Source organism: Phocaeicola salanitronis DSM 18170 (assembly GCF_000190575.1).
Lineage (GTDB): Bacteria > Bacteroidota > Bacteroidia > Bacteroidales > Bacteroidaceae > Phocaeicola > Phocaeicola salanitronis.
This window is the reverse complement of the sequence record NC_015164.1, coordinates 3,550,833-3,576,526: the sequence shown is the minus strand read 5'-3', so window position 1 is coordinate 3,576,526 and position 25,694 is coordinate 3,550,833. Positions and strand designations below refer to the sequence as shown.

16 protein-coding genes are annotated in these 25,694 nt (G+C 49.3%); 5 read left to right on the top strand and 11 right to left on the bottom strand.

Features of this window, described 5'->3' with window-relative positions; genetic code table 11:
• Nucleotides 1-159: 159 nt before the first annotated feature.
• The 6 genes from BACSA_RS15180 to BACSA_RS15160 all read right to left on the bottom strand — a co-directional run bounded on the left by BACSA_RS15180 (nucleotide 160) and on the right by BACSA_RS15160 (nucleotide 8,197).
• The gene (locus BACSA_RS15180; RefSeq protein ID WP_013618918.1) at nucleotides 160-2,145 is read right to left on the bottom strand and encodes a glucosamine-6-phosphate deaminase; all 1,986 of its coding nucleotides are present in this window, start codon (nucleotides 2,143-2,145) and stop codon (nucleotides 160-162) included.
• 40 nt (nucleotides 2,146-2,185) lie between these two features.
• The gene (gene nagB / locus BACSA_RS15175; protein ID WP_013618917.1) at nucleotides 2,186-2,977 is read right to left on the bottom strand and encodes a glucosamine-6-phosphate deaminase; all 792 of its coding nucleotides are present in this window, start codon (nucleotides 2,975-2,977) and stop codon (nucleotides 2,186-2,188) included.
• Nucleotides 2,978-3,288: 311 nt separating this feature from the next.
• Nucleotides 3,289-3,456, bottom strand: a complete 168-nt coding sequence (locus tag BACSA_RS19495; protein WP_013618916.1) for a DUF362 domain-containing protein — start codon at nucleotides 3,454-3,456, stop codon at nucleotides 3,289-3,291.
• Between the two features lie 120 nt (nucleotides 3,457-3,576).
• Nucleotides 3,577-6,540, bottom strand: coding sequence for a glycoside hydrolase family 3 N-terminal domain-containing protein (locus BACSA_RS15170; protein ID WP_013618915.1), 2,964 nt, complete (start codon nucleotides 6,538-6,540; stop codon nucleotides 3,577-3,579).
• Nucleotides 6,541-6,582: 42 nt separating this feature from the next.
• Nucleotides 6,583-7,425, bottom strand: coding sequence for a bifunctional metallophosphatase/5'-nucleotidase (locus tag BACSA_RS15165; RefSeq protein WP_013618914.1), 843 nt, complete (start codon nucleotides 7,423-7,425; stop codon nucleotides 6,583-6,585).
• Nucleotides 7,426-7,441: 16 nt separating this feature from the next.
• Nucleotides 7,442-8,197 carry a 5'-nucleotidase C-terminal domain-containing protein gene (locus BACSA_RS15160; RefSeq protein ID WP_013618913.1) on the bottom strand — a complete coding sequence of 252 codons (756 nt, stop codon included), beginning with the start codon at nucleotides 8,195-8,197 and terminating at the stop codon, nucleotides 7,442-7,444.
• Nucleotides 8,198-8,395: 198 nt separating this feature from the next.
• Between BACSA_RS15160 and rplS the strand changes: the two genes are divergently transcribed.
• The 3 genes from rplS to BACSA_RS15145 all read left to right on the top strand — a co-directional run bounded on the left by rplS (nucleotide 8,396) and on the right by BACSA_RS15145 (nucleotide 10,864).
• Complete coding sequence (gene rplS, locus BACSA_RS15155) at nucleotides 8,396-8,746, top strand: 50S ribosomal protein L19 (RefSeq protein WP_013618912.1); 351 nt, start codon at nucleotides 8,396-8,398, stop codon at nucleotides 8,744-8,746.
• A gap of 472 nt (nucleotides 8,747-9,218) precedes the next feature.
• A complete protein-coding gene (locus BACSA_RS15150; protein WP_013618911.1) occupies nucleotides 9,219-9,674 on the top strand; it encodes an HU family DNA-binding protein in 456 nt (151 codons plus the stop codon).
• Between the two features lie 179 nt (nucleotides 9,675-9,853).
• Entirely contained in the window at nucleotides 9,854-10,864 is a 1,011-nt protein-coding gene (locus tag BACSA_RS15145) for a virulence RhuM family protein (RefSeq protein WP_013618910.1), read from the top strand.
• Nucleotides 10,865-10,963: 99 nt separating this feature from the next.
• Here the strand turns inward: BACSA_RS15145 and BACSA_RS20295 are convergent, their stop codons facing one another.
• Both BACSA_RS20295 and BACSA_RS15140 read right to left on the bottom strand, forming a co-directional pair.
• Nucleotides 10,964-11,134 (bottom strand): hypothetical protein, encoded by a 171-nt coding sequence (locus BACSA_RS20295; RefSeq protein WP_169311463.1) that lies wholly within the window; start codon nucleotides 11,132-11,134, stop codon nucleotides 10,964-10,966.
• Between the two features lie 31 nt (nucleotides 11,135-11,165).
• Nucleotides 11,166-12,500 carry a rhamnogalacturonidase gene (locus tag BACSA_RS15140; protein ID WP_013618909.1) on the bottom strand — a complete coding sequence of 445 codons (1,335 nt, stop codon included), beginning with the start codon at nucleotides 12,498-12,500 and terminating at the stop codon, nucleotides 11,166-11,168.
• 414 nt (nucleotides 12,501-12,914) lie between these two features.
• On the opposite strand from BACSA_RS15140, the gene BACSA_RS15135 reads away from it, so the two are divergent.
• Nucleotides 12,915-14,045: a glycoside hydrolase family 88/105 protein gene (locus tag BACSA_RS15135; protein WP_041584067.1), complete on the top strand. Its 1,131-nt coding sequence runs from the start codon at nucleotides 12,915-12,917 to the stop codon at nucleotides 14,043-14,045.
• A gap of 147 nt (nucleotides 14,046-14,192) precedes the next feature.
• Here BACSA_RS15135 and BACSA_RS15130 read toward each other — a convergent pair whose 3' ends face one another.
• Nucleotides 14,193-18,482 carry a hybrid sensor histidine kinase/response regulator transcription factor gene (locus tag BACSA_RS15130; protein ID WP_013618907.1) on the bottom strand — a complete coding sequence of 1,430 codons (4,290 nt, stop codon included), beginning with the start codon at nucleotides 18,480-18,482 and terminating at the stop codon, nucleotides 14,193-14,195.
• Nucleotides 18,483-18,491: 9 nt separating this feature from the next.
• Nucleotides 18,492-18,644 (bottom strand): hypothetical protein, encoded by a 153-nt coding sequence (locus BACSA_RS20290; protein ID WP_169311462.1) that lies wholly within the window; start codon nucleotides 18,642-18,644, stop codon nucleotides 18,492-18,494.
• Nucleotides 18,645-18,798: 154 nt separating this feature from the next.
• On the opposite strand from BACSA_RS20290, the gene BACSA_RS15125 reads away from it, so the two are divergent.
• Nucleotides 18,799-22,818, top strand: a complete 4,020-nt coding sequence (locus tag BACSA_RS15125) for an alpha-L-rhamnosidase (RefSeq protein WP_013618906.1) — start codon at nucleotides 18,799-18,801, stop codon at nucleotides 22,816-22,818.
• 696 nt (nucleotides 22,819-23,514) lie between these two features.
• Here BACSA_RS15125 and BACSA_RS15120 read toward each other — a convergent pair.
• Nucleotides 23,515-25,575: a beta-galactosidase gene (locus BACSA_RS15120; protein WP_013618905.1), complete on the bottom strand. Its 2,061-nt coding sequence runs from the start codon at nucleotides 25,573-25,575 to the stop codon at nucleotides 23,515-23,517.
• Nucleotides 25,576-25,694: the final 119 nt, after the last annotated feature.

Below are 25,694 nucleotides of genomic sequence, written 5' to 3'. Positions count from 1 at the left end.
ACCGGGCATATCATTGTTTAGGCTAATTGCAGATATTCATAAATAAATTTGATAATTCAGAAATCATAATAAAAAACGGCATATGAAGTGATTATAACCGGTCATCTTCATATGCCATTTTATTTTCAAGAATATTTATTATCTTTCATCTCTCACCCTCTACAACGGCTTATACTCAACAAACGCCTCCATCGCCTCGTAGCAGGCAAGCCCTAATTTATCGTAAAGCGAAGCGGTGCCACGGTTGCGGTCCTCGCTGCGTTGCCAGAAGAGGCGCTCGTCATTGCCCAGGAACGGGGCACTCTCCATCTGAGACTGGTGCTTCAGGATGGAATTCCGTTTCGCACGAAGCTCTTCGGGACTGAACGGCACAGCCATCTCGATGTTCTCGATTTCCCATTCCGCCCATGCCCCGCGGTACATCCAGATGCGGCAATCCTTCAACCATGCGGCACCGGCATTCTTCTCCTCGTCAATAGCTGCCAGTACGGCATCGGTACATACACGGTGCGTGCCATGAGGGTCGGCAAGGTCGCCGGCTACATAAATCTGGTGAGGCTGCACCTCCTGCAACAGCTTTTGGACGATTTGCACATCCGTCTCGCTAATGGGGTTCTTCTCGATGCGTCCGGTCTCGTAGAAAGGAAGGTCGAGGAAATGCACATGGTCCAGCGGGATGCGGTTATACGTGCATGCCGTGCGTGCCTCTCCCCTACGGATCAGCCCTTTTATGGTCAGGATGTCACGCGTGTCGATGTCGCCTTCCTTCTTCTGAAGCAGGAACTGCTTGATGTCGGCATACATCTTGCGGATGGTCTCGTTCTGATTCTCATCAAAAAGCTGGTTGAAACCGTTGATGAAGTGCATGAAGCGTACCACCTCCTCATCGCCTACGGCAATATTGCCCGAAGTCTCGTATGCCACATGCACGTCGTGACCCTGCTGCACCAGACGGCGGATGGTGCCGCCCATGGATATCACATCGTCATCGGGATGCGGAGAAAAGACGACCACACGCTTGGGGAACGGCTTGGCACGCTCCGGACGGTAGGTGTCATCCGCATTGGGCTTGCCGCCGGGCCAGCCGGTGATGGTATGCTGAAGGTCGTTGAATATCTTGATGTTCACATTATAGGCAGAGCCGTAAAGCACCAGCAGCTCGCTCAAGCCGTTCTCGTTATAATCCTTGTTGGTCAGCTTCAGAATCGGTTTTCCGGTCAAAAGGCAAAGCCACACGATGGCACTCCGGATCAGCTTGTCCGTCCATTCGCAGCTGGTCACAAGCCACGGGCGCTGGATGCGCGTCAGGTGTGAAGCTGCGGGCAAGTCGATGCAGACGGTCGCATTCTGGTGCATCTGGAGGTAAGAAGCGGGAAGCGTATCCGAAATCTTATCCTCTACCGCCTGCTTGATAATATCGGTCTTGTCATCGCCCCAGGCAAGCAGATAAACACGGCGGGCTTCCATAATCGTATTGATGCCCATCGTAATGGAACAAGGAGGCAGGTTGTCCACGCCCAGGTTATGCGCCGCTTCCGAGCGGGAAGTACTGTCCACAAATATCAGGCGCGTAATGGAAGCCGCCGTAGAGCCGGGCTCGTTCATGGCGACATTCCCTTCCCTGCCGATGCCCATAAGGACGATGTCCAGTCCGCCGTAGGTCTTGATGCGCTGTTCATACAGCAGGCAATGGTCTATGACCGCATCCTGAGGAATCGTGCCGTCCGGAGTAAACACGTTCTGCCGGTCGATGTCCACCTGGTTCAGGAAAAGCTCATTCAGCTGGCCGATGCTGCTGCTCCCCTGCTCCGATAAAGGATAGTATTCATACAGATTAAATATCACCGCATTACGGAAGCTGACGCCTTCTTCCTTATGGCGGCGCACCAGTTCGGCGTAAAGCGGACGGAGCGAAGCCCCCGTGCCCAAAGCCAACGTACAGAACTTGCCGTCATGCTGGCGTTCCTGTATCTTGCGGATAACCTCATCGGCTATGCACTTCACGCCCTCGTCTACCGTCTCATAGATGTTGGTCGGGATTTTCTCAAAACGGGTCAGCACGGAGCGGTCAATCGTATTCTCCGGCTTGTAATATTTAGGCGATACCCTGTTAAGGGATATCTGCGAACTCAGATTGGTTCTCATGGCTATAATTAGCAATTAATAATTAACAATTAACAATGGATTACAGGTTGTTGCGCTCGATGTCCTTGAAGTAGCGGTATGTGCCCACTTTCAGTTCGTCCGTAGCCGCCTCATCGCATACGATGATGCCGTGGCGGTGCATCTGCAAGGCACTGATGGTCCACATCTGCGTTACGCTTCCTTCAACGGCATGATGCAAGGCACGCGCCTTATTGTGCCCGTTGCAAAGGATCAGTACCTCTTTGGCGTCCATTACCGTACCCACCCCTACGGTCAGCGCCGTCTTGGGAACCTTGTCCACATCGTTATCGAAGAAACGCGAATTTGCCACAATCGTATCGGTGGTCAGCGTCTTCACACGGGTGCGCGAAGTCAGGGAAGAGCCCGGCTCGTTGAACGCGATGTGACCGTCGGGACCGATGCCGCCCACAAACAGGTCGATGCCCCCATACGATGCAATCTGCTTTTCATAATTCCCGCACTCAGCCTCCAAGTCGGAAGCGTTCCCGTTCAGGATATGGATGTTTTCCTTCGGAATGTCAATATGGTTGAAAAAGTTGTTGAACATAAACGAATGGTAGCTTTCCGGATGCGATTCGGGAAGGCCCACGTATTCATCCATATTGAAAGTCACCACATTGCGGAAAGACACCTTTCCCTCTCGGTTCAGTTCAATCAGCGCCTTATACATGCCCAATGGGGAAGAGCCCGTAGGCAAGCCCAATACAAAAGGACGTTCGGAAGATGGCTGGAACTGATTGATTCTTTGGGCTACATAATTAGCTGCCCATTCAGAAAGCGACTGATAATCACGTTCGATAATAACTCTCATAATTTCCTAGATTTAATTTAATATATGGTGTAACAAGAAAGAACTTACTCTTATGCAAAGATATTGAGAATTTAACAACTAAACAATACCCAACAGATGCAAAAGCATGATTTTTTCATACATTCCATCATCCTCCCCACTCTTCGTATATCAAACATCAGACGCACATATTTGCACACGGGAATCCAGCCTTATGAAAGCGCCTGCGCATATAGTTGCCTTAAACAGGGGAGGCAAAGTTTCCGGAAATAAAAGAGGATGTTCTCCGAAAAGAACATCCTCTTATAAAAATCTTAAACTGACGCGACCGATTATCCTTGGTGAATTGCTTCTGAAGGACATACATCTGCGCAAGTGCCGCATTCTGTACACATATCCGGATTGATAGAATATTTGTCACCTTCAGAAATTGCGCCAACCGGGCATTCATCGATACAAGTACCGCAAGCGATACAATCGTCACTAATTACGTAAGCCATTGTAGTAAAAGTTAAAGTTATTATTAGTACTAATTTGATAATGCAAAGGTAAACTTTTTATGCGAAGTTGTAACGTCTACATAGCAATATTTACATAATTTGTACATAGTCTAAATAGATTCAGCGCTTTATAGACTGATACATTGCCTGTTGCATGCGTGAACGTATATCCAGCTTCATCAAGTTCTTATGGTCGAATGCACGCGGATAAATGCGGTTGCTCAGGAAAACGAACACCAGCCCGTTATCGGGGTCTGCCCAAGCACATGTGCCCGTAAAGCCGGTATGCCCGAACACGCTTCGAGGCGCCTCCCGGGCGCAAGGGCTTTTCGAGGTATTATCGGCATCAGGGCGGTCGAATCCCAATCCCCGACGGCTGATATTCGATTGTACATTGATAAACAAATCACACGTAGCGCGGCTCAGGTAGCGCCGGTCTCCGCACACGCCTTTATCCAATAGCATTTGGAAAATAATGCCTACATCATGAGCCGTAGAGAAAAGTCCGGCATTGCCCGAAACGCCTCCCATAAAGGCGGCTATCTCGTCATGTACAAAGCCTTGCACCCGCCCTTTGCGCAAGAAATCTTCTTCTACCGTAGGCACTATCTGCGCTTTCGGGAAATGCCGCAAAGGATTGTAAGCCGTATGCATCAACCCCATCGGCTTATAGAACACACTATCCAGATAAACATCCATCGGCATCCGTGCCAGCTCTTCTACCATTTCCTGCAACAGCATGAAGTTCAAGCAACTATACCGATAGGAATGCCCTTTCAAAGGAACTTCTGCCAATTGCCCGCGTATCTTGTTCCGGAATCCGGCATTCAAATACAGGCTATCCGACAACGGAAGGTTGTACTTCGCCGAAGGAAGCGCAGATACCCATTCCGTATCATAAGAAAAACCGGTGCAGGCATACAGGTGCTCGTCTACCTGCAATTGATGATGCTTGTCCTTCCGTTTCCGGAACAAACCTCCTTTACAAGACTCCATCCGGAGAGCTTCTTCATAGAAGGGCCAATAAGCGGGCAAGCCTGATTCGTGGAACAACAAATCCTGTATCGTAATGTCTTTCTTGTCCGTATCTTCCAGCCAAGGCAAATAACGGCTTATCGGATCGGTAAGCCCGAACTTGCCTTCATCGTACAATTTCATTACGGCAAGCAAGGTTCCGGTGACCTTGCTCAGCGATGCCAAATCGTATAAACTATTCTCCTTCACTTCGGGCGAAGCGGCATCATAAGTATACCTCCCGAAACATTTATTATAGATAGGGCAGCCTTCTTTCAGGATTAACACATGACATCCCGGATAAGCTTGCGCCTCGATACCCTCTTCGGCTATTGTATCGATACGTGCCAACGTGCGTGAATCCATGCCAAAATCTTCGGGAGTGTATAAATGCGGATGCTCCGGATCAATCACAATGCCTGTACCTGCCGGACACAGACCGGCAATGCCTACCGATGCTTTGCCCGTTACTTTGGCTTTTCCCGTCATGACATCAGCTACATACCGCTGGATATAGTCCTTGTCTGTGTGGGCAAGGACAATCGCGGAAGCCTTCTGAAGCCCTTCCGCCATCTCCTCCAGTGCATCTTGGGGCTGGAAGCATACGACCACCAAAGGCTTGTCTTCGGCAAACTCCCGAACCAATGGAAGATAAGCCTTGCAATCCTTTTGATGCAGGGCTACGATAACTTGTTGTGCCGTGCGGAGCCGTTCCCGAATGGATGCCAAAGAATCAGCTTTTGCATGAACCCAGCTGACCGACAGCGCTTCTTTCAACTCGTGATAAAACGGATAGGCTTCGGCAAGTGTAGGAGATACGCTAAGCAAGACATTGCCGGACAAAGAAAGTTCCAGCGGAAGCGTCTCAACGGAATCCTTCAATACCGTCACCGCCGCCTTGTCTAATGCAGCCAATAAACTATCGGTTTCGGGCGTGGAAATCCGTCGGGCAATTCCTTTTTCATTTATCAAAGGACGTTCTTTCAATCCGAGCGCATATTTATAAGCCAGCACTTTCCTGCATTTTTCCGTGATAGCCTCCTCGCTAAGCAAGCCTTTCTTAACGGCACTCAAAACACCTGCCATTTCCCGCTTCAGATTACGCGGAGCCAGCACCATATCGTTTCCGGCTATCAAGGCCTGCGCACATACATTTTCGGCATGCCGGATGCCTTTCATTTCGAGGGCGTCGGTAAATACCAGCCCCGAGAACCGGAGCTCATTGCGCAAGACGGAAGTAATGACTCCAGGAGAAACAGATGCCGGCTTATCTTCTATCTCAGGCACTTGCAAATGCCCCACCATCATCCCTCCGATGCCTGCCTCCACCGCTTTACGGAACGGATACAATTCGACAGAGTCCAAACGTGCGCGGTCGAAATTCAATACCGGCAACGCCTGATGTGAATCGGTTTCCGTATCGCCATGCCCCGGAAAATGCTTGCATACGGCAAGAACACCTCCGTCTTCCAGCCCGCGGGCGTATGCTATCACTTTACGAGCCACTTCTTTCGGACCGCTTCCGAAAGAACGGACATTTATCACCGGATTGGCGGAGTTATTGTCGACATCAGCCACCGGAGCAAAATTTACCTGCACTCCGATTTCACGCAATTGGCGCGCCACTTCTCTCCCGTACAGATAGATTAACGAATCATTCTCGATGCATCCCAATATCCGGTTCTTCGGGAAATCGGGCGTATCCTTCAAGCGCATCGCCAGTCCCCATTCCCCATCAAACGTAATAAGCAAAGGCACTTCGCTCCATTGCTGGGCAAGGTTGGTCAGCCTTACCTGGTCTTCTGTTTTCCCTTTTGAAAAGAGAAGCCCTCCCAACCCGTATTCTTCAATGGCTTTCCGGATATTCGCCTTGTTCCGTTGCATCAGGCTCGGCTCTACGGTATGAATGAATAACTGGCCTATCTTTTGTTTCAAGGTCATGTTCTCCAATTGGCTTTCCACCCACTTCCGGCAATCTGCCGTGTCTTTTATCTGGCTCAGTATAGCGGTTTGCGCAAACATCGAAACCGATACAAGCACCGCAATGCATAGAATGATTGTCTTTTTCATGTTTTTCAATTCATAAGAGATGAATGGCTACATTTTCCTTTGTTAATCTTTCGTCATGCGCAGAACCATTTTCCCTACAAACGCGGCATGCTTGCCCATTTGCTGGAGCGGGATTTCCTCACCGTCCAAATTACGATAATACACCGGCTCTTCAAAAAAAGAATGCGAATGACCGCCCAACACGACATCTATATTGCGCGTATTCTCTATCAATTCCACATCAGAATAAGGTTCTCCTTTCCAGCCTAAATGAGACAGGCAGATAACCAGGTCACATTTCTCTTGCGCTTTCAACAAATCGGCAATCCGTTGCGCTTCAGATACCGGGTCTTCAAACTTTACATCTCCATACGATTCCTTAGCCACCAAGCCTTCCAATTGTGCCCCCAGTCCGAACACGCCTATTTTTACACCATCCCTCTCTAACAGGATATATTCTTTTACCAAATCTTCCAATACGGTACCTGTCACATCATAGTTGGCGCATACAATAGGGAATTCCGCCAACTTACACAAACGTGCCAGATTATCCAAGCCGAAATCGAACTCATGGTTCCCGATAGTCCCGGCATCATAATGCATCTCGTTCATCAGCCTGATTTCCACTTCCCCCTTGAATATATTATAATAAGGTGTACCCTGCGAAAAGTCCCCGCAGTCGAACAACAACAAATCGGGATGCAATTCGCGTTGCTGGCGGACAAACGTAGCCCGGCGCACCATTCCGGCTTTCCCGGCAAGCAACGTATCTTGATATTCTTCCGAAAAAGGCTCTATCCGGCTATGCATATCGTTCGTATGGAACAAATACAACTCTTTGGTTGATTGGGCTGCTATCACTCCCGAAAACAAGCATGCCCATAAAATGAAACAGATTCTTCTCATATTCGATTCCTTCTTTTTACCGTTCTACAATACGCCCTTCCGTTTTAGCGTCTACCATCTTTCCTTCCGCTTCGCACCGCTTCACATATTCTATAAACAAGTCACGCAAGGTGGCATCTTCCGGTTCTGCCTTTGCCGTAGCCCGTTTAAACGCTTCCAAATGGTCATTGCCCTCAGCCAGATAATCAATCGTAGCTACCTGATACTCTCTTTCCGGTTCGATAGCCTTCCCGCCGACTTTAGCGTCCAACAATTCCCCTTCTTTCGAGATTATCAGCCTGGCTCCGCTTATCCCCTCGCCATGCACTGAAGCCATTTGAGAAAACAAATCCTGCAAATCGCTCCCTTTCAGGGTAACTACCGACAACGCATTCTCGAAAGGAGCGATTTCGTATACCGATGCTATCGTAATATCCCCCTGATTCAGCAAACTCCGGATGCCTCCCATATTCATCACTCCCACATCCGCCTTTATGCCCGCTTTCTCCTCGGCGCTCGCCCGCAAGATATCGGCAAGCAAATTCGATAAGGGAGATTCCGGACGGTATGCCTCCAGCTTATGCCCGGCATGCCCGATTACCGGCTTCATGATACTGTCTACCCGGGTTTGGTAAGATTGCAGGATACGCCAAGCCTTCATGTCCTGGTCTGTATCGTACACATTGGTCATCGGTACCCGTCCTCCTTCTGCCGATACCAGCGAATATCCCGAACTGCAGGCTGACAAAGCAAGCATTCCGGCACATATATTATATAAAAGCGTTTTTCTCATATCCTTTTTGATTAAATCCGTCCAAAGGTAGGTAAAAAAGCCCATGAAGACAAGATTTCAAGCAAAATAAAGCGCAAAGCCTTTGCCATGTCATAAAAAATCGCTTACTTTGCACCGCTTCCGCGCAATCGCTGTCAAGAAGAGTTACTTGGTATGTTGCGTTGGGTACGATCAAACAATTTAATTTCAAAAAAAACAATGGATTTAATTAAAATTGCAGAAGAAGCATTTGCTACTGGCAAACAGCATCCTTCATTCAAAGCAGGTGACACGGTTACAGTAGCATACCGTATCGTTGAAGGTAACAAGGAACGTGTTCAGATGTACCGCGGTGTCGTTATCAAAATCTGCGGACACGGCGAAAAGAAACGTTTCACTGTACGCAAAATGTCGGGAACTGTAGGTGTAGAACGTATCTTCCCCTTGGAATCTCCGGCTATCGACAGCATTACCGTTAACAAAGTCGGTAAAGTACGCCGTGCTAAATTGTACTATCTGCGTAAACTTACCGGTAAGAAAGCTAGAATCCAGGAAAAGCGTGCTAACTAATACTGATTCTATTATTTCCTTACATAAAAAACCGGCGCTCTACATGGAGTGCCGGTTTTTTTTATATCTTTACGGCGGTTGACGCAAGCAACTGGGAAACGGCAGGCACATAGCTGCACCGCACGCTCAATATAGCTGCGCTACCGGTACGATTACTAATCGTACAAGCTGACGATTAGTAATCGTACAGCCGCACGATTAGTAATCGTGCAAACACCGCAAATAAGTCCGTTGCGAAGAGAAGATATATATGTTGAACTTTAAGAAGCTGTTTTGAATTTCTCCAAAAAGTTTTTCTTGGCTTGATGTATTCGTTTTCGTGTGTGCTTTGGGCGATTTTTTTGGTCCTTTTCGCTCCTGTTCTTCGTCAGATAGCCCGCTATCTTCCTCATCACAGAAGCGAAAATGCCTCAAAAACTCATCCCAAATCAGCGCACGATAAATTCAAAACAGCTCCTAAATCAAACTGATTATGATAAAATACAGCTTAGTGATGCGTGGCAAACCGGGTAATCCGGAACTTCCGAAGCGGGCTTTCGCTTCGGCGCAAAGTATAAAGAAAATGTCGCTGGAAGAGGTGGCTAAGTACATAAAACAACATGGTTGCGCATATAGCGTGGGCGATTTCCTGGCCATAGCCAATATGCTGGCACAAGCTACGGCAGACTTGTTGAAAAGTGGCTATCGCGTAGAATTGGACGAACTTGGCGAATTTTACGTCACACTGGATTGCGAAGGCGCAGAAAGCATGGAGGCTTTCCACCCGAACGAGCACATCAAAGAGTTGCGGGTTCACTGGACACCCAGCGATGCCTTTAAAAACCTCCGCCAGGGAGCAACATTCGAGGAAACCTTAGACCGCCGCACGGAACGCAAATTATTGCAGGCGGAACGCAAAGGGGAATCTACATTGGAACTGGGAAAATGAGAAATTGCGCATTTGGCAAATAAGCGTAATGCTGAACCCTATGTTATTTTGATTCAGGCTTATAGTTATTTCATAAGAAGGTATGCCCCAAACTATTCGTAATTTTGTTACGAATAATCATCCTATGATTCTCGTCAATCATTATTTGTCAAATACAAAGTCATAAATAAATCATACCCATGGCAAACGAGATACAATTTCTGCTTTACAATATGCCCAATGAAGAAGGCAAGGTGCAAGTCGTCATCAAGGACGAAACGATTTGGTGTACCCAAAAGGCAATGGCACAACTCTTTGGGGTTGGAGTGCCTGCTATCAGCAAGCATCTGAAAAATATCTTTGAAGAGGGAGAGCTTCGAAAAGAAGTGGTTGTTTCCAAAATGGAAATAACCACTCGGCATGGAGCGATGGAGGGTAAGACTCAAACCTCGAAAGTAGACTTTTATCATCTTGACTCCATTATTGCAGTTGGTTATCGGGTGAATTCAATGAGAGCAACCAAATTCCGCCAGTGGGCGACAAAGATACTCAACGAGTATATCCGTAAAGGTTTCGTATTGGATGATGACAGGTTGAAGCAAGGGACGGCTGTGTTTGGGAAAGACTACTTTCGCGAGTTGCTTGAAAGAGTACGCTCTATCCGGGCAAGTGAACGCCGCATTTGGCAACAAATTACGGATATTTACGCCGAATGCAGTACCGACTACGACCGCAATTCTCCCACAACAAAAGAATTTTACGCTATGGTGCAAAACCGCTTTCATTATGCCATTACCGGACAAACGGTTGCTGAAATCATCTACTCAAAAGCAGACCACACGAAAGAACACATGGGGCTTACGACATGGAAAAATTCTCCTAATGGGCGAATACTCAAATCGGATGTATCCATAGCGAAAAACTATCTGGACGAGAAACAAATCCGCCAACTGGAGCGTACGGTAACTTCCTATTTTGACTATATAGAGAATCAAATTGAGCGTAAAAACCTGTTCAACATGGAGCAATTTGCCGCAAGTGTAGACAAATTCCTGACATTCAATGATTATAAAATATTGCCCGACAAAGGACGCATATCCGCAGCACAGGCAAAAGCAAAAGCCGAAAGCGAATATGATATATTTAACCGTACACAACCCATTGATTCGGACTTCGACAAGGAGCTTAGAGGGTTATTAGGCAAGGAATAAACCTGTAGGGGCAGGTTTTGCCTGCCCGAATACATCCACGCAGATAAGTTGGCGCATTCGGGCGTATGCGATACGCCCCTACAGGAGATGTTGTGATATTTAGAAGCTGTTTTGAATTTCTCCAAAAAGTTTTTCTTGGCTTGATGTATCCGTTTCCGTGTGTGCTTTGGGCGATTTTTTTGGTCCTTTTCGCTCCTGTTCTTCGTCAGATAGCCCGCTATCTTCCTCATCACAGAAGCGAAAATGCCTCAAAAACTCATCCCAAATCATCGCACGATAAATTCAAAACAGCTTCTTAATCTTATTCCACCTTCTTCCCGTTCACCATTACATTCTTCAATGTAAACCCTTCCACACAATCTTTTTGGATTTCAGCTTTCTTCTTGGCGGTAAGGCTCAAATTCTCGAAAGTAAAGTCAGACAACTTATATTGGTCTTCCGACTTCACCACATCAAACACGACATCACACTCCATCGTAATGTTGCGCATCGTCACGTGGCTTGAATAAGAATAAGGAACATCCTTACGTCCTTGCAAATCGAAGAACTGGGTCCAAGGTTTGGCATACAAGAAGCTGGAAACCGTACCTGTAATGTCCTCCACCGTAATATATTCGTAATTTTGCGGAGTATCGGGACGCATCTTCAGCCAAAGCAAACGTTTGGCATTATCCAGCCGGCAACGGCGGAGCACGATGTTATAGTCATGGATGGATTCGCTTCCGCAAGTCAATGCGCTATGGCAAAACCCATAGATGCAATCTTCTATGATGATGTTGCGGTTCGAACCGTTGTTTTCCTTATCCTGGTCAGCCCAAGGACCTTTCCCGCCCTTCAAGGCAATGGCATCATCGTTGACCGACATATAACATCCTTTCACCAATACATTGGTGCAGACATCAATGTCGATGGCATCCGAACTAGGAGCCTTGACCGGAGCATACGGAGCAAAGATAGAAAGATTCAAAAGCTTGACATTCTCGCAACGGTACAGATGGGTAGTCCAGAAAGGAGAGTTTTCCAAACGGACACCCGAAAGCTGTACGTCTTTCGAATCGGCTATGTAAACCAGACGGGGGCGCAACTCTTCCAAGTTTGTACATTTCGGATTCACTTGCCGGCGCAACCAGAAAGATTTCCAATAGCGCAGGCCGTTTCCGTTAATCCGCCCTTCGCCCGAAATCGTGAACCCGTCTACGCCGATTGCATTCACCAACGCCGCGAAATACTTCAGGTTCTGCCCCTCCATACGGGTATCAATCACCTTGAAATTACTGATATCATCGCTTCCCTTTAACGTACCGCCCTTCTCTATATATAAATGAGTGTTCGGTTTGAAAAACAAAGACCCGCTCAAATACGTGCCTTGCGGAATGTACACCACTCCGCCTCCTGCCTGGGAAGCCTTATCAATAACGGCCTGTATCCGTTCGGTCTGAATCACCGTGCTATCGTTTACCACTCCGTAATCTGTAATGCGGTAAGCCTTTCCCAAATCCTGCCATTTCACAATTTCCGTCTGACGGAACCAATCAGGAATCGGAGTGCCGTCAGGGAACAAGTCTTCTGCCGAAGCCTGCAACGCGCCTAATGCCAAACAAGCAAAAAGCGCTCCTTTTTTCAATAAGCTATTCATGATATTCTTCTTTTAATGATTGATTGAACATATTTTCCACAAATATAAAAGATTAAAGCCGTTTTCCAAATGGAAAATCATACACAAACCTAATAAATTGTACACAAATTCCATTTTTCGCCCGAACCTGTCAGAATGTACACGCCCAAACATACAAAATTACATATAGTTTCATCGGGAAACGAAGGCAGTTCCGAAAGCCGGCGCACCTATATTCATAAGGACATGAAACTACTTGCATGCGGCAATACACGCTTTTCGCGGAAGCCTTTTTTGCCTTTTCCCGGAAAAGAATCCCCATATCCGCCCTTCATGTGGATAATAATAAAGGAATATGTATTATTTTCCATTTCCTATATCAAGAATATTCCCTACTTTTGCGAAAGATAATTCATTCATTTTAATACAGAAACCATGAAAAAAGTAATGATTGCCGCATTGGCTCTCTTCCTAAGCAGTGCCGGAGCATTGAAAGCACAAACTTTGCCCGACCAGAAAGAGACGCTGAAGACCTTGATTAAGGTCAATGATTTCTACATGAAAAACAACCCGGACTGCCGCCAGCCCAGCTACGTAAACAAGATGCGTCCCAGCAACATCTGGACCCGCACCATTTATTACGAAGGCTTGCTGGCTCTGTACACCATCTATCCGGACGAGAAATATTATCAATATGCTTATGAATGGGGAGACTTCCATAACTGGAACATGGTACGCCAAGAAACGTGGACGCGCCATGCCGACAACTACGCATGTACCCAGGTATATATAGATATGTATAACCTCTGCCCCGACCCGGAAGTACTGCGCCATGCGAAAGCGAACCTGAACATGTTGCTCAACACGCCTCAGGTAAATGAATGGACATGGATAGACGCGATTCAAATGGGTATGCCCGGATTCGCCAAAATGGGCAAACTGACCGGAGAACAAAAGTATTTCGACAAGATGTGGCAGATGTACGAATACACCCGAAACCAATTGGGCGGAAACGGCATGTTCAATCTGAAAGACGGATTATGGTGGAGAGACGCCGATTTCGACCCTCCCTACAAAGAGCCGAACGGTGAAGATTGTTATTGGAGCCGCGGAAACGGATGGGTATATGCCGCCCTGTTGCGTGTATTGGACGAGATTCCGGCAAACGAGACACACCGCCAGGATTACATCAATGACTTCCTGACCATGAGCAAGGCATTAAAAGCATGCCAACGCGAAGACGGCTTTTGGAACGTCAGCTTGCATGACCCCAGCAACTTTGGAGGAAAAGAGCTGACCGGTACCTCTTTGTTCGTGTACGGAATGGCATGGGGCATACGCAACGGATTGCTTGACCGCAACGAATATCTCCCCGTAGTATTGAAAGCATGGAACGCTATGGTAAAAGATGCCGTACATCCGAACGGATACCTGGGCTATGTACAAGGAACCGGCAAAGAACCGAAAGACGGGCAGCCCGTTACCTACGATAGCAAACCCGATTTCGATGACTTCGGTACCGGATGTTTCTTGCTGGCAGGATCAGAAATTTATAAACTACAATAATAAGATGAGTATTGTTTTCAGGATTCAGGCATTCGGTTTCCAATGCCTTCTCTAAAACCGTTACAAATTCATGTAACTGTTTGGTAAAAGAGCCCTGTCCGACTCTCTACAAAGAGTCACGGCAGGGCTCTTTTGCATCATGCCGCTTCATGCTTCCATTCCTCCTTCTTTGCCTTCTTCCCCCTTCGAATATGCCGAAGGAGCCACACCAAATTGTGCCTTGAAGCATTTACTGAAATAAAACGGATCGTTCATGCCGACCTTATACGCCACTTCTGAAACCGTATATTCCCCTTCTGCCAACAATTCGGCAGCTTTCTTCATGCGCATGACACGGATATATTCATTCGGCGAATAACCGGTGACTCCCCGCACCTTGCGGTAAAAGATTGTACGCCCCATCTTCATCTTCAATACAAAATCGTCTATCGTAAAGTCGGGGTCGGACAAATGCGACTCCAATGTTTTAGCCAACTTATCGGCGAAGTCCTTATCCTTATCGGTGGAGCAAAGCGAAGGACGCACCGATTGAGGGTCTTTCGAGAACTTCTCGCGCAACTTATCGCGTTGCTCAATCAGTTTAAACACACGTGCGCGCAACAGGCTGCTGCTGAACGGTTTGGTTATGTACGCATCGGCACCCGCCTCAACGCCTTCCAAATGCTTGTCCTGCGTGTTTAACGCGGTAAGCAAGATAATCGGGATATGGCTGGTATTAAAATCATTCTTCAACTTCTTGGTCAATTCGAATCCCGAACATCCCGGCATCAGGACATCACTGATTATCAAATCCGCATCAAATGTCTTGACGCATTCCAAGCCTGCATTTCCATCGGCTTCTGCACGTACTTCAAAGTAAGGGCTCAATTCTTCCTTCAAGAACTCACGCACGTCATTGTCGTCTTCCACGACCAAGACTTTCCGTTTGTTCAACGGAGAAGCCTCCTCTTCTTCGCCTGCTTCATCCTCTATCCTGTCCAGGCTATGCTGCCTTTCAGCCACTTCCGCCTCTTCCTCTAATAAGGTGTTGGGCACCAGAAAATCTTTTTCCTCGTATACCGAAACATCCGTAGGAAGAGTCACCGTAAAGATGGAACCTCCTCCCGGATTCTCTTCATACATAATGGTTCCCTTGTGCACCTGCACCAGCTCGTGAGTCAGATGCAATCCCACTCCCATGCTGCTTCCCGAAAAACTGCTTTGCATGAAACGCTTAAACAATTCATCCCGCTTGTCCACAGGCACTCCTACCCCCGTATCGGTCACTTTCAGTATCAACTTATGCAAAGGCTCGTCTATCGTCACAATACATTGAATCCTCCCTCCCGAAGGTGTGTACTTAAACGCATTCGATAATAAATTGTATGCGATTTTATCCAAATAGCTCTTGTCTATGAACATCCGGTAAGACGGACAAGACGGGACAAACGCGAAATCCATACGCTTCGACTGGGCCGCTTCGGTAAAGTTCGAACAGATATCGTTCAAGAAAGCGATGACATCAGCCTCTTCAAGAGCCAGCGAAAGCTTGTTGTTCTGCATTTTCCGGAACTCAAGCAACTGGTTAATCAGGCGCAACATCCGCTGGGTGCTCTTATCCATCAGACGGATGGAACGGCTCAATTCCGCCGGAACCTTTTTCACCCGGTGCATGCGCTCCAAAGCCCCCAATATCAACGTCAACGGCGTACGGAACTCATGAGAGATATTCGTAAAGAACATCAGCTTGTACTCGGTGAGCTGCTCTTCCACCTTTATCTTGTTCCGCAAGCTGTTCATCTTGCCCACAATCCGGTAAGCGATATACAGCGCAAGCAAGCCCAAGAGGAAATACACAAGAAACGCCCATGAAGTTTGCCAGAAGGGAGGCACGATGATTATCTTCAGCACACTCTCATCCCCCCAGACCCCCGCCGCATTGCATGCCTTCACACGTAAAGAATACGTGCCCGGAGGCAGATTCTTATACGAAGCGAAAGGCAAGGACTCCGGAACGCTCCAGGACTTCTCGTAGCCCTCCAGCCGGTACATATATTTCAACAAATCGGATTCGGCATACTCGAACGTAGAATAAGCCACGGTAAAAGAATTCTGATGATAGCTCAGCCGGATTTCATCGGCGTATGCCAGAGAAGACTCAAGCGGGGAGTCCGGATCTCCCGGACGCACCGACAAGCCTCCCAGCCGCAAGTCGGTAAAGCTGATGTGCGGAGCTTGCTCTTCTGCCGAAGCTTGCCGGGGATCAACCACAACGATTCCCTGCCCCGAACCGAAAGCCAAGCGCCCGTCCGCCAGGCAAAGCGCACTGTTCTCGCTATATACATTCCCTAAAATAGAATTGGAAAACAAGTAATTCTTAAACGTCATCAAATCCGGGTCGAAACACGAAAGCCCATACTCGGTAGATACCCAAATCATCCCCTCGCCGTCTTCGACCAATGCCTGCACCATCATGCTCACCAGCCCGTCTTTCAGCGTATAATGCGTAAACTCAACCTGCCCGTAGCCCTTTCCTACGATAGCCATGCAAAGCCCATACCCGGATTGCGCTATCCACATACGCCCTTGCCTGTCCTGGATAATCGCCCGGATATCATTGCTCTCCAGCCTGCCGTTATCAAACGAATAATGCTTATAAGCCTTCGGATTCCGAATCAAAGAATCGGGATGGAAGACAAAAACGCCCTCACTGGTGCCCGCCCATATCCATCCGTTCCGGTCTTCGCACAACGCCCTCGTCTCTTTCTGCGCATTGGTCTGGTTAATAAAGTGCCGGAACTCATACTTTCCGTCCTCCTTCCGCACCGCCAGGTTCAATCCCCCGCCGAATGTACCAATCCACATCCTTCCCTTGCGGTCTTCCAGGAGGCAAAAGACATTATCCCTCGATAAGGAACGAGGGTCCGACTTATCGTTCTGATACGAAACCCCATCCACGGTCAATCCCTTTCCGCGCGTAGCAATCCATTTCCGGTGTGCACGGTCTTCATGCATCGCATACGTATTGATGTCTGAATAATGCCTTTCCTTTTGCACCTTCAAATCCGAATCATAAAGATACAGGCCTCCGCTCCGTGTTCCAATCCAAATGTCCCCGTCAGATGCAGGCGACATCATCCGAATCATGTTCGAACGGTCATACATCTCTTCTTTTTCGGGACAGATGCGGACGGCTCCCTCGTTCAGGACATCCAGTTTCGATAAGCCGGCAAACTCCGAGCTTACCCATACACTCCCGGAACGGTCCTCCATCAGACATTGCAAATAATTGGATGCCAATACTCCCGATGAAGAAGCGTCCGCGCTAAAATGCTGAAAGTTTTCCGTCTTCACATCGTAAGCGAAAAGCCCGTTCCCATAAGTCGATATCCAAATGATGTCCCGGCTATCGTGCACGATGTAATACCGTTCCTTGTCGATAAAGCCCAGCTTGTCGGGAGGCATCACTTCAAATTCCTTCTTCCTGCCCGTCTCCGCCTCGATATAATACAGCCTGCCCGAACGGTTATAAATCCAATAATTTCCCCGGTTGTCTTTCCGCGAAGAGCCTCCCGGTATGTCGTAATACTCCGAAGCCTTCCGCACCCGGCAAGTTTCCATGTCGATTTCCAATGTCCCCTCGGAGGTCAGCACGTACTGCCTCTTTCCGATGCGGAACAGGCCGGTCATCGCCCAGTCTTGCGTATGCCTGGGCAGGCGCCCCACACTTGCCAGCGTATCTTTCTCCATGCGGAACAGCTCCCCTTCGGACGAGACCAGCAAGACCGTCCGTCCATGCGACAGGGCTTTCCAGAAAGAGTGTGTCCGGTCTACCGCAACCAGCTTGCCTTCTTTCCAATAATACGCCCCCTTGCGGGTGCCTATCCAAATCTTGTCCCCTACCTGCCGCACAAAACACACGTCATCGCTCATCAAGGAGCCGTTACCCTCGGTAAACGCTTGCGAAACGAACTTCCCCTCCTGATATTCAATGCGCCTGCACCCTTCGACAGCCCCCCAAAGCCATACGGCATCATCCAGCACCATCGCTTCCCGATAATGGTCCCGGTATTCGCCGCATCCCGTAAAATCCACGAAGCAGTCGTGTTTCAGGTCATAGCAACTTATCAGGTCGGCCGAGGTGGTTATCCATAAAAAGCCGTGCCTGTCCTCATGAATCATCTTTACCCGATGGTCGGCAAGCGATATGCCGGATGTCTTTTGGGGACGGAACGTGATGAACGAATTCCCGTCATACCGGTTCAGTCCGTTCAGGGTAGCCATCCAGATAAAGCCCTTGCTGTCCTGATACATGTACCGGATAGAATTATTAGCCAACCCGTCTGCCGTAGTCAAACGTTCCGAACGTACTTCAACCGTAGCATAAGCCGGCATCAGCCCTATCCACAAAAGGACAAGGCATACCCCTATTCTTACCTTTTCCGACAACTCACTCATGTCTCTCTCTTACTCCTTATATAATATAGTTTTCACACCTCCGTAAGCCTCTTTCCACACAACCGCCTGCGTTGGCTTACGCAACCGCCCGCATCGGCTCATGCAACCGCTTGCGTCGGTCCATGCAGCCGCCTGCGTTTTCAAGCGCGTCCCATTGTGCATAAAATGCAAATATACAAGAAAGAATTAACAATGCCAACGATTTTCATGTACATAACGGTACAATAATCTATGAATATGTACTTTTATACATAGGATAATTAAGAAAAACGCGCTAATTTTGCTTTCTCAATCATCTAACTAATATCAAGAACACATGAAAAAGAACAACCTCTTATGGGCATTCCTGCTTTTGGGCGGCATCGCACAAGCCCAAGACTGGCCCGAAGTACTGCCGGAAGCCAGACCCGGAAGCCGCTGGTGGTGGCTGGGGAGTGCAGTCGACGAGAAAAACCTTTCCTATAACTTAGCGGAATACGGCAGCGCCGGACTGGGAAGCCTGGAGATTACTCCCATCTACGGAGTGCAAGGGAACGACAAGAACGACATCGATTTCCTCTCGCCCAAATGGATGGAAATGCTCCGTTACACCCAAGCCGAAGGGAAAAAGAACGGCATCGACATCGATATGAATACCGGAACCGGATGGCCCTTCGGAGGTCCGGAAGTCACCATAGAAGAAGCCGCCTCGAAAGCCTTGTTCGAGACCTGGCAGGCAGACGGGGGCAAAAAAGTGACACTGGATATCCGGATAAGCGACCCGAAAGAAGCCAAACGGCAAAAGGGAATCGCCCGCCTGAACCGCCTTATGGCATACGACGGGAAAGGCACCTGCCTCGACCTGACCTCGAAAGTGAGTGACGGGAAGCTGGTTTGGGACGCGCCCGAAGGAGAATGGGAACTGGTGGCTCTCTTCATTGGCAAGACGCTGCAAAAGGTAAAGCGTGCCGCTCCCGGAGGAGAAGGATACGTAATGGACCACTTGAACCCTCAGGCGGTAAAGGATTATTTCAGCAAGTTCGACCATGCTTTCGAGGGAAGCCAGGCGTCTTATCCCCGCTCGTTCTTCAACGACTCTTACGAGGTGTACGGAGCCGACTGGACTCCCAGCTTATTAGAAGAATTCGAGAAGCGGAGAGGATATAAGCTGGAAGAGCATTTCCCGGAATTTCTGGATACAATCCGCCCGGAAACAACCCGTCGGATTGTTTCGGACTATCGGGAAACCATGGGCGAAATGCTGATAGACAACTTTACCGTTCCCTGGACACAATGGGCGCACAGCCACGGAAGCACCACCCGGAACCAGGCGCACGGGTCTCCCGCCAACCTGATTGATACCTACGCATCGGTGGACATCCCCGAAATCGAAGGATTCGGCCTGACCGATTTCCACATCAAAGGCCTGCGCAAAGACTCGCTGACCCGCCCGAACTTCTCGGATATCTCGATGCTGAAATATGCCTCATCGGCGGCGCACATATCGGGAAAGCCTTACGTTTCCTCGGAAACATTTACGTGGCTCACCGACCACTTCCGCACGTCCCTGTCGCAATGCAAGCCCGACATGGACCTGATGTTTGTTTCGGGAGTGAACCACATGTTCTTCCACGGCACACCTTATTCGCCCCAGGAAGCCGCATGGCCCGGATGGCGTTTCTATGCCAGCATCAACATGTCGCCCACAAACACGATATGGCGGGATGCTCCGGCTTTCTTCCAGTACATCACCCGATGCCAGTCTTTCCTCCAGATGGGGCAACCGGACAACGATTTCCTGGTTTACCTGCCCATTTATGACATATGGGACGAACTGCCCGGACGCATGGTGATGTTCGACATCCATAAGATGGACCGATATGCGCCCAAGTTCATCAAGACCATCCAGACGATTATAGCCGGCGGATTCGACGTGGATTACATCTCGGATGCCTTTATAAAGACCACCCGGTGCGAGAATACGGAACTGGTGACAAGCGGAGGAACCCATTACAAGGCACTGGTCGTGCCCGCCGCCCGCCTTATGCCGGCAGCTACACTCAAAAAGCTTGTGAGCCTGGCGCGCCAAGGAGCAACGGTCGTGTTTGTAGACCAATATCCCGAGGACGTGCCCGGATACAGCCAGCTGGAAAAGAACCGGAAAGCCTTTGCTTCTGTCTTGGCTGAACTTCCCGAAACCGCTTCCTTCGACGAGACACAAGACTATCCCATCGGAAAGGGACGCATCATCATCGGGTCCGACTATCATCAGGTGTTGGAAGCGACCGGAACCCCGGCCGAAGAAATGAAGACACGCTACGGCCTCCAATTCATCCGCCGCGCGAACCCTACCGGACACCATTACTTCATCTCCTGCCTGCAAAGCAAGGATGTAGACGCTTGGATACCGCTCAACGTAGGCGAGCCTTCGGCTATGCTCTTCAATCCGATGAACGGAGAAAAGGGCCTGGCACAAACCCGCATGAAAGACGGACGCCTGGAAATCAGGCTGCAACTGAAATCGGGAGAAAGCATCATCGTGCAGACCTTCGAAAAGAAACCGGAGGGACAAACGGCATGGAAATACATCGAAGAGCAACCGCTCAGCCTGAGCTTGGACCATGGATGGAAACTCACCTTCATCGAAAGTACGCCTGCCATCGAAGGAGAGTTCGACATCGACACGCCCACCTCATGGACCGAACTGGAGCATCCCGACGCGAAAACCAACATGGGCACAGGACGCTATACATTGACCATCGACCGCCCCACACTGAAAGCGGACGACTGGATACTTGACTTAGGAGACGTACGCGAAAGCGCACGGGTACGCATCAACGGGAACGATGCCGGTACCGCATGGGCGGTTCCGTTCCGCTTATCCATAGGCAAATGGCTGAAGCCGGGCAAGAACACGATTGAAATAGAGGTGACCAACCTTCCGTGCAACCGTATTTCCGAAATGGACCGCCAGGGAGTCAAATGGCGCATATTCAAGGAAATCAACATGGTCAAGCTTAATTATAAGAAAGGAGACTACAGCCACCTGGAGCCCATGCCTTCGGGACTGAACGGAAACGTGCGGCTGATTCCGGTCAATTATGCATCCGAAACGGCTCCGGCTACAAACGGAACGGCTCAAGACTATTGCTTCCAATTCAACCCTTCGGGAAAAGCTTCGGACGGATGTATCTCCATCACTTCCGAATCGGTCTATCCCGGTGCGGACGGATTCGGCTACGACCTGCTTCCGGCTCCCGAAAGCAAATCCAACCAGCCTTTCTTCTTCTCGGTGAATGTACCCGACGGGAACTATCGGGTTACGGTCACGTTAGGAAGCAAGAAACAAGCCGGAGTCACCACCGTACGCGGAGAATCCCGGCGTCTGTTCCTGGAAAACATCGCCACACGCAAAGGAGAGTTCAAGACCTATTCCTTTACCATCAACAAGCGCAATACCCTCATATCCGGAAAAGAGAAAGTGCAAATCAAGAAGCGCGAACAAGGCAAGCTGAACTGGGACGACAAGCTTACGTTCGAGTTTAACGGAAGCGCCCCTTGTCTGGCACGTCTGGAAATCGAACGGATAGAAAACGTCCCGACGGTATTCCTTGCCGGAAACTCGACCGTAGTAGACCAGGACAACGAGCCATGGGCAAGCTGGGGGCAAATGATTCCCCGCTTCTTCGATGAGCGTATCTGCTTTGCCAACTACGCAGAGAGCGGAGAACGCGCGGACACGTTCATCAAGGCCGGACGGCTGAAAAAAGCGCTGAGCCAAATGAAGCCGGGCGACTATATGTTCATCGAGTTCGGGCACAACGACCAGAAACTGAAAGGCGCGGGAAAAGGCGCCTATTACTTCTTTGCCACCCAACTGAAGACATTTGTAGATGAAGTACGCTCGAAGGGAGGCATTCCGATCTTCGTCACACCTACCCAGCGCCGCTCGTTCGATGAAAACGGAAAGATAAAAGAGACGCACGAAGATTATCCCGACGCCATGCGTTGGGTGGCAGGGCGCGAGAATGTGCCCGTGCTCGAACTGCACGACATGACCCGCACGTTCTATGAAACCTTGGGAGTGGAAAACTCGAAGAAAGCGTTCGTACATTATCCGGCAGGAACATATCCCGGACAAGACCGGGAATTAGCCGACAATACCCATTTCAATCCGTATGGAGCCTACGAAATCGCGAAATGTGTCATCGAAGGAATGAAGCAACTGGACCTTCCGTTGACGCAATACCTCAGACCCGATTATCAAAGTTTCGACCCGGCCCGTCCCGATAATCCGGACGAGTTCAAATGGGACAACAGCCCCTTCACGGAAATAGAGAAGCCGGACGGGAATTAATTTAAATAGTTTGCGAAAAAAATTGGAACACAGAGGCACGGAGACACGGAGTTTTATTTTTTCCCCGTCACGCCGGATTTGCAATCTGGCGTAATAAAAGAACCGGATTTGCAATCCGGAACCATTAGCTGACGATGCGGATTACAAATCCGCACATATAATTACGCTGGATTACAAATCCAGCGTGACAAAGTTTTATTTTTAGAGAGGACAATGTTCACGGAGAAAAAGACAGACTCTGTGAACTTTGTCCTCTCTTATTGATTCTCTGTGCCTCTGTGTCTCTGTGTTCAATCAAAGAAACCGCAGGTCTGCGAAAGCTTCCCCACGGCGTGGGCAACGAATTGCAAGCCTGCGAAAGCCTCCCCACACCGTGGGCAACGAATTGCAGGCCTGCGAAAGCTTCCCCACACCGTGGGCAACGAATTGCAGGCCTGCGAAAGCTTCCCCACACCGTGGGCAACGAATTGCAGGTCTGCGAAAGCTTCCCCACGGCGTGGGCAACAAATTGCAGGCCTACGAAAGCTTCCCCACGGCGTGGGCAACAAATTGCAGGCCTGCGAAAGCTTCCCCACAACGTGGGCAGCAAATTGCAAGCCTGCGAAAGCTTCCCCACAACGTGGGCAGCAAATCGCAGGCCTGCGAAAACATCAACACTCAAAGAAAAACGCTGTGTCTCTGTGTTCTATTTCCCCATCAATACTTAAACACCAGCACACCCGCCGTAGGGATATCGGGCGTCCCTACCAAAACCTTGCTTCCTTCGGGAAGCGGGAAACGATAAGGCTTGTCGCTATAATTCAACACGATGCCCAATCCGTTGCGGTATTCCAAGGTGACGCCATACGGCAAATCCATGACACCGATTTGCAAACGGGCATAGAGCTTATCCAGCACCTTCCGTTCCAACATTCCGTCTTGCGTATCTACACCGATATAAGTAACGCTCCCTTTTCCTGATTTCCGGAAGGTCACGGCAGGCTTCCCTTCGTAGAACTCTTCCTTATAAGTAGCCCAAATTTCATTCGAAGCGTCCGGCTTCAATACATCGCCCCACGTATTCCAGGCATAATCGGTCCCGTCCATCGAAACGGTGCCGGGTGTTTCCGGAAGCAATAAATCATAAAACTCCAGTTCATTGCCGGTCAAGTCTTTTATCATGGCTCCGAAAGGTGCTTCGGGGAAACGCCCGAAACGGTCTTTCAATCCGGTACGGCAAGTCAATACAAGGTTTCCTCCGTTCTCCACATACGCTTTCCAGCGGTCTACCAATGCTGAGTCCGCCAGCTCGTATGCCGGCGCAATCAGTACGGGATACCGGGCAAAGTCTTTCTCTTCCGAAATGATATCCACCGGCGCTCCATACGCTTTCAATGCCCGGTAATAATGGTTCAGGTGACGGAAAGTGTCCCACGTGCGGTTTTGTTTCTGGCGGTCCATGCTCCAGTAATTCTCCGGATTCCATAGAATGGCGGTGGTGCGTTTCAGGTAATCATCCGGCTTCTCGTCGAATGCCTCCGCCTCTTGGCGCAACATCTTGATTTCACGGATAAACTGGGCGTACTCTCTTCCACCGGGCGTCACCGTTACCCCGTCCGTACCCACAATGCCATAATGATATTGCTCCGTACCGTAAAGCGGCTGGCGGTACCGGTAGGTGCATATAAAGTCCGAACCTCCGGCAAACACGCTCCAAAGCCATAAATGTACCGCTCCGGGCAGAGGCTGGGGATTGATGCTTCCCCAGTTCACTTGTCCCGGCTGGAGTTCCATCACGCCATACGTCCCGTCTATCGGACGGAAGAAGTCATTCGCCATTGCAATCCGAAGCGGATTCCCTACACGGTATCCTCTTCTACCGATGCCTTCATTGTCGCCGTACACCATATAGCGGGTGTAGCTCACGAAATCAAGCGACTGGCTTCCGCCGATGATTCCCCGGTCGTAATCCGGAATGTAATTGGTCGTCACCCACTGGTTCTTCGCATATTTCTTAATCAGTCCGCATTGCTCGTCCAGGAAATCACAGGTCATTTTTGCCGCATAACGCTTGTAATCGAGTATCTGATGCGCGTTCATAAACATCTGCTTCATCTTCGGGAGCGTGATTTCATCGAACGACGCATACACTTCGCTCCAGAACGAGGTGCCCCACGCCTTGTTCAGCTCCGCGATGTTGCCGTTGTACTTCTCTTTCAGGAACAGGCGGAACCCTTCTTCGGCTTTCGGATTATAATCGAACTGCACATTCGGCTCATTATCCAATTGCCACCCGACGATGCGCGGATCGTTCCCGTAATGGCGTGCCAATGCCTCTATCATGCGCGATGCCAGCTCCCGGTAAAGCGGTGAGGCAAAAGAGGCGTGCTGGCGTGCCCCGTGGTCCAACACCGTCCCGTCTTCGTTCTTTACCAGAATCTCCGGATATTTCCGGCTCAACCATACGGGAGGGGTAGCGGTCGAGGTACACATCACAACCTTCAGGCCGTATTTGTCCGCCAAAGCCACGGCACGGTCGAGCCACGCAAAGTCGTACACTCCTTCCTGCGGTTCCAATTGCGCCCAAGCGAACTCGGCAAAATGTGTAAACTCAAAACCCAACTCATGCATTTGCTTTAAGTCGCGTTCCCACTGGCTTTCGTCCCAATGTTCGGGATAATAATAAGCACCGGTCAACGTCAAATCTTTCTCATCGAACCAGGCTTGCTGGGCAAAAAGCCCTTGCACCGAACAGATACATCCCAGTGCCAAAGCCATCCATCGTGTCTTTTTTCTATAAACCATATCGTATCATAAATTAAGATTATCCGGACGCAAAGCTAAAAAGATTTTTGATTGATGCCGTCTCCCTACCCGTTTTTTACACAAATATCATG

Coding starts and splice junctions, on each gene's coding strand:
- BACSA_RS15180 (WP_013618918.1), bottom strand. CDS start 2,145: ATGAGAACCAATCTGAGTTCGCAGATATCCCTTAACAGGGTATCGCCT.
- nagB (WP_013618917.1), bottom strand. CDS start 2,977: ATGAGAGTTATTATCGAACGTGATTATCAGTCGCTTTCTGAATGGGCA.
- BACSA_RS19495 (WP_013618916.1), bottom strand. CDS start 3,456: ATGGCTTACGTAATTAGTGACGATTGTATCGCTTGCGGTACTTGTATC.
- BACSA_RS15170 (WP_013618915.1), bottom strand. CDS start 6,540: ATGAAAAAGACAATCATTCTATGCATTGCGGTGCTTGTATCGGTTTCG.
- BACSA_RS15165 (WP_013618914.1), bottom strand. CDS start 7,425: ATGAGAAGAATCTGTTTCATTTTATGGGCATGCTTGTTTTCGGGAGTG.
- BACSA_RS15160 (WP_013618913.1), bottom strand. CDS start 8,197: ATGAGAAAAACGCTTTTATATAATATATGTGCCGGAATGCTTGCTTTG.
- rplS (WP_013618912.1), top strand. CDS start 8,396: ATGGATTTAATTAAAATTGCAGAAGAAGCATTTGCTACTGGCAAACAG.
- BACSA_RS15150 (WP_013618911.1), top strand. CDS start 9,219: ATGATAAAATACAGCTTAGTGATGCGTGGCAAACCGGGTAATCCGGAA.
- BACSA_RS15145 (WP_013618910.1), top strand. CDS start 9,854: ATGGCAAACGAGATACAATTTCTGCTTTACAATATGCCCAATGAAGAA.
- BACSA_RS20295 (WP_169311463.1), bottom strand. CDS start 11,134: ATGATTTGGGATGAGTTTTTGAGGCATTTTCGCTTCTGTGATGAGGAA.
- BACSA_RS15140 (WP_013618909.1), bottom strand. CDS start 12,500: ATGAATAGCTTATTGAAAAAAGGAGCGCTTTTTGCTTGTTTGGCATTA.
- BACSA_RS15135 (WP_041584067.1), top strand. CDS start 12,915: ATGAAAAAAGTAATGATTGCCGCATTGGCTCTCTTCCTAAGCAGTGCC.
- BACSA_RS15130 (WP_013618907.1), bottom strand. CDS start 18,482: ATGAGTGAGTTGTCGGAAAAGGTAAGAATAGGGGTATGCCTTGTCCTT.
- BACSA_RS20290 (WP_169311462.1), bottom strand. CDS start 18,644: ATGCACAATGGGACGCGCTTGAAAACGCAGGCGGCTGCATGGACCGAC.
- BACSA_RS15125 (WP_013618906.1), top strand. CDS start 18,799: ATGAAAAAGAACAACCTCTTATGGGCATTCCTGCTTTTGGGCGGCATC.
- BACSA_RS15120 (WP_013618905.1), bottom strand. CDS start 25,575: ATGGCTTTGGCACTGGGATGTATCTGTTCGGTGCAAGGGCTTTTTGCC.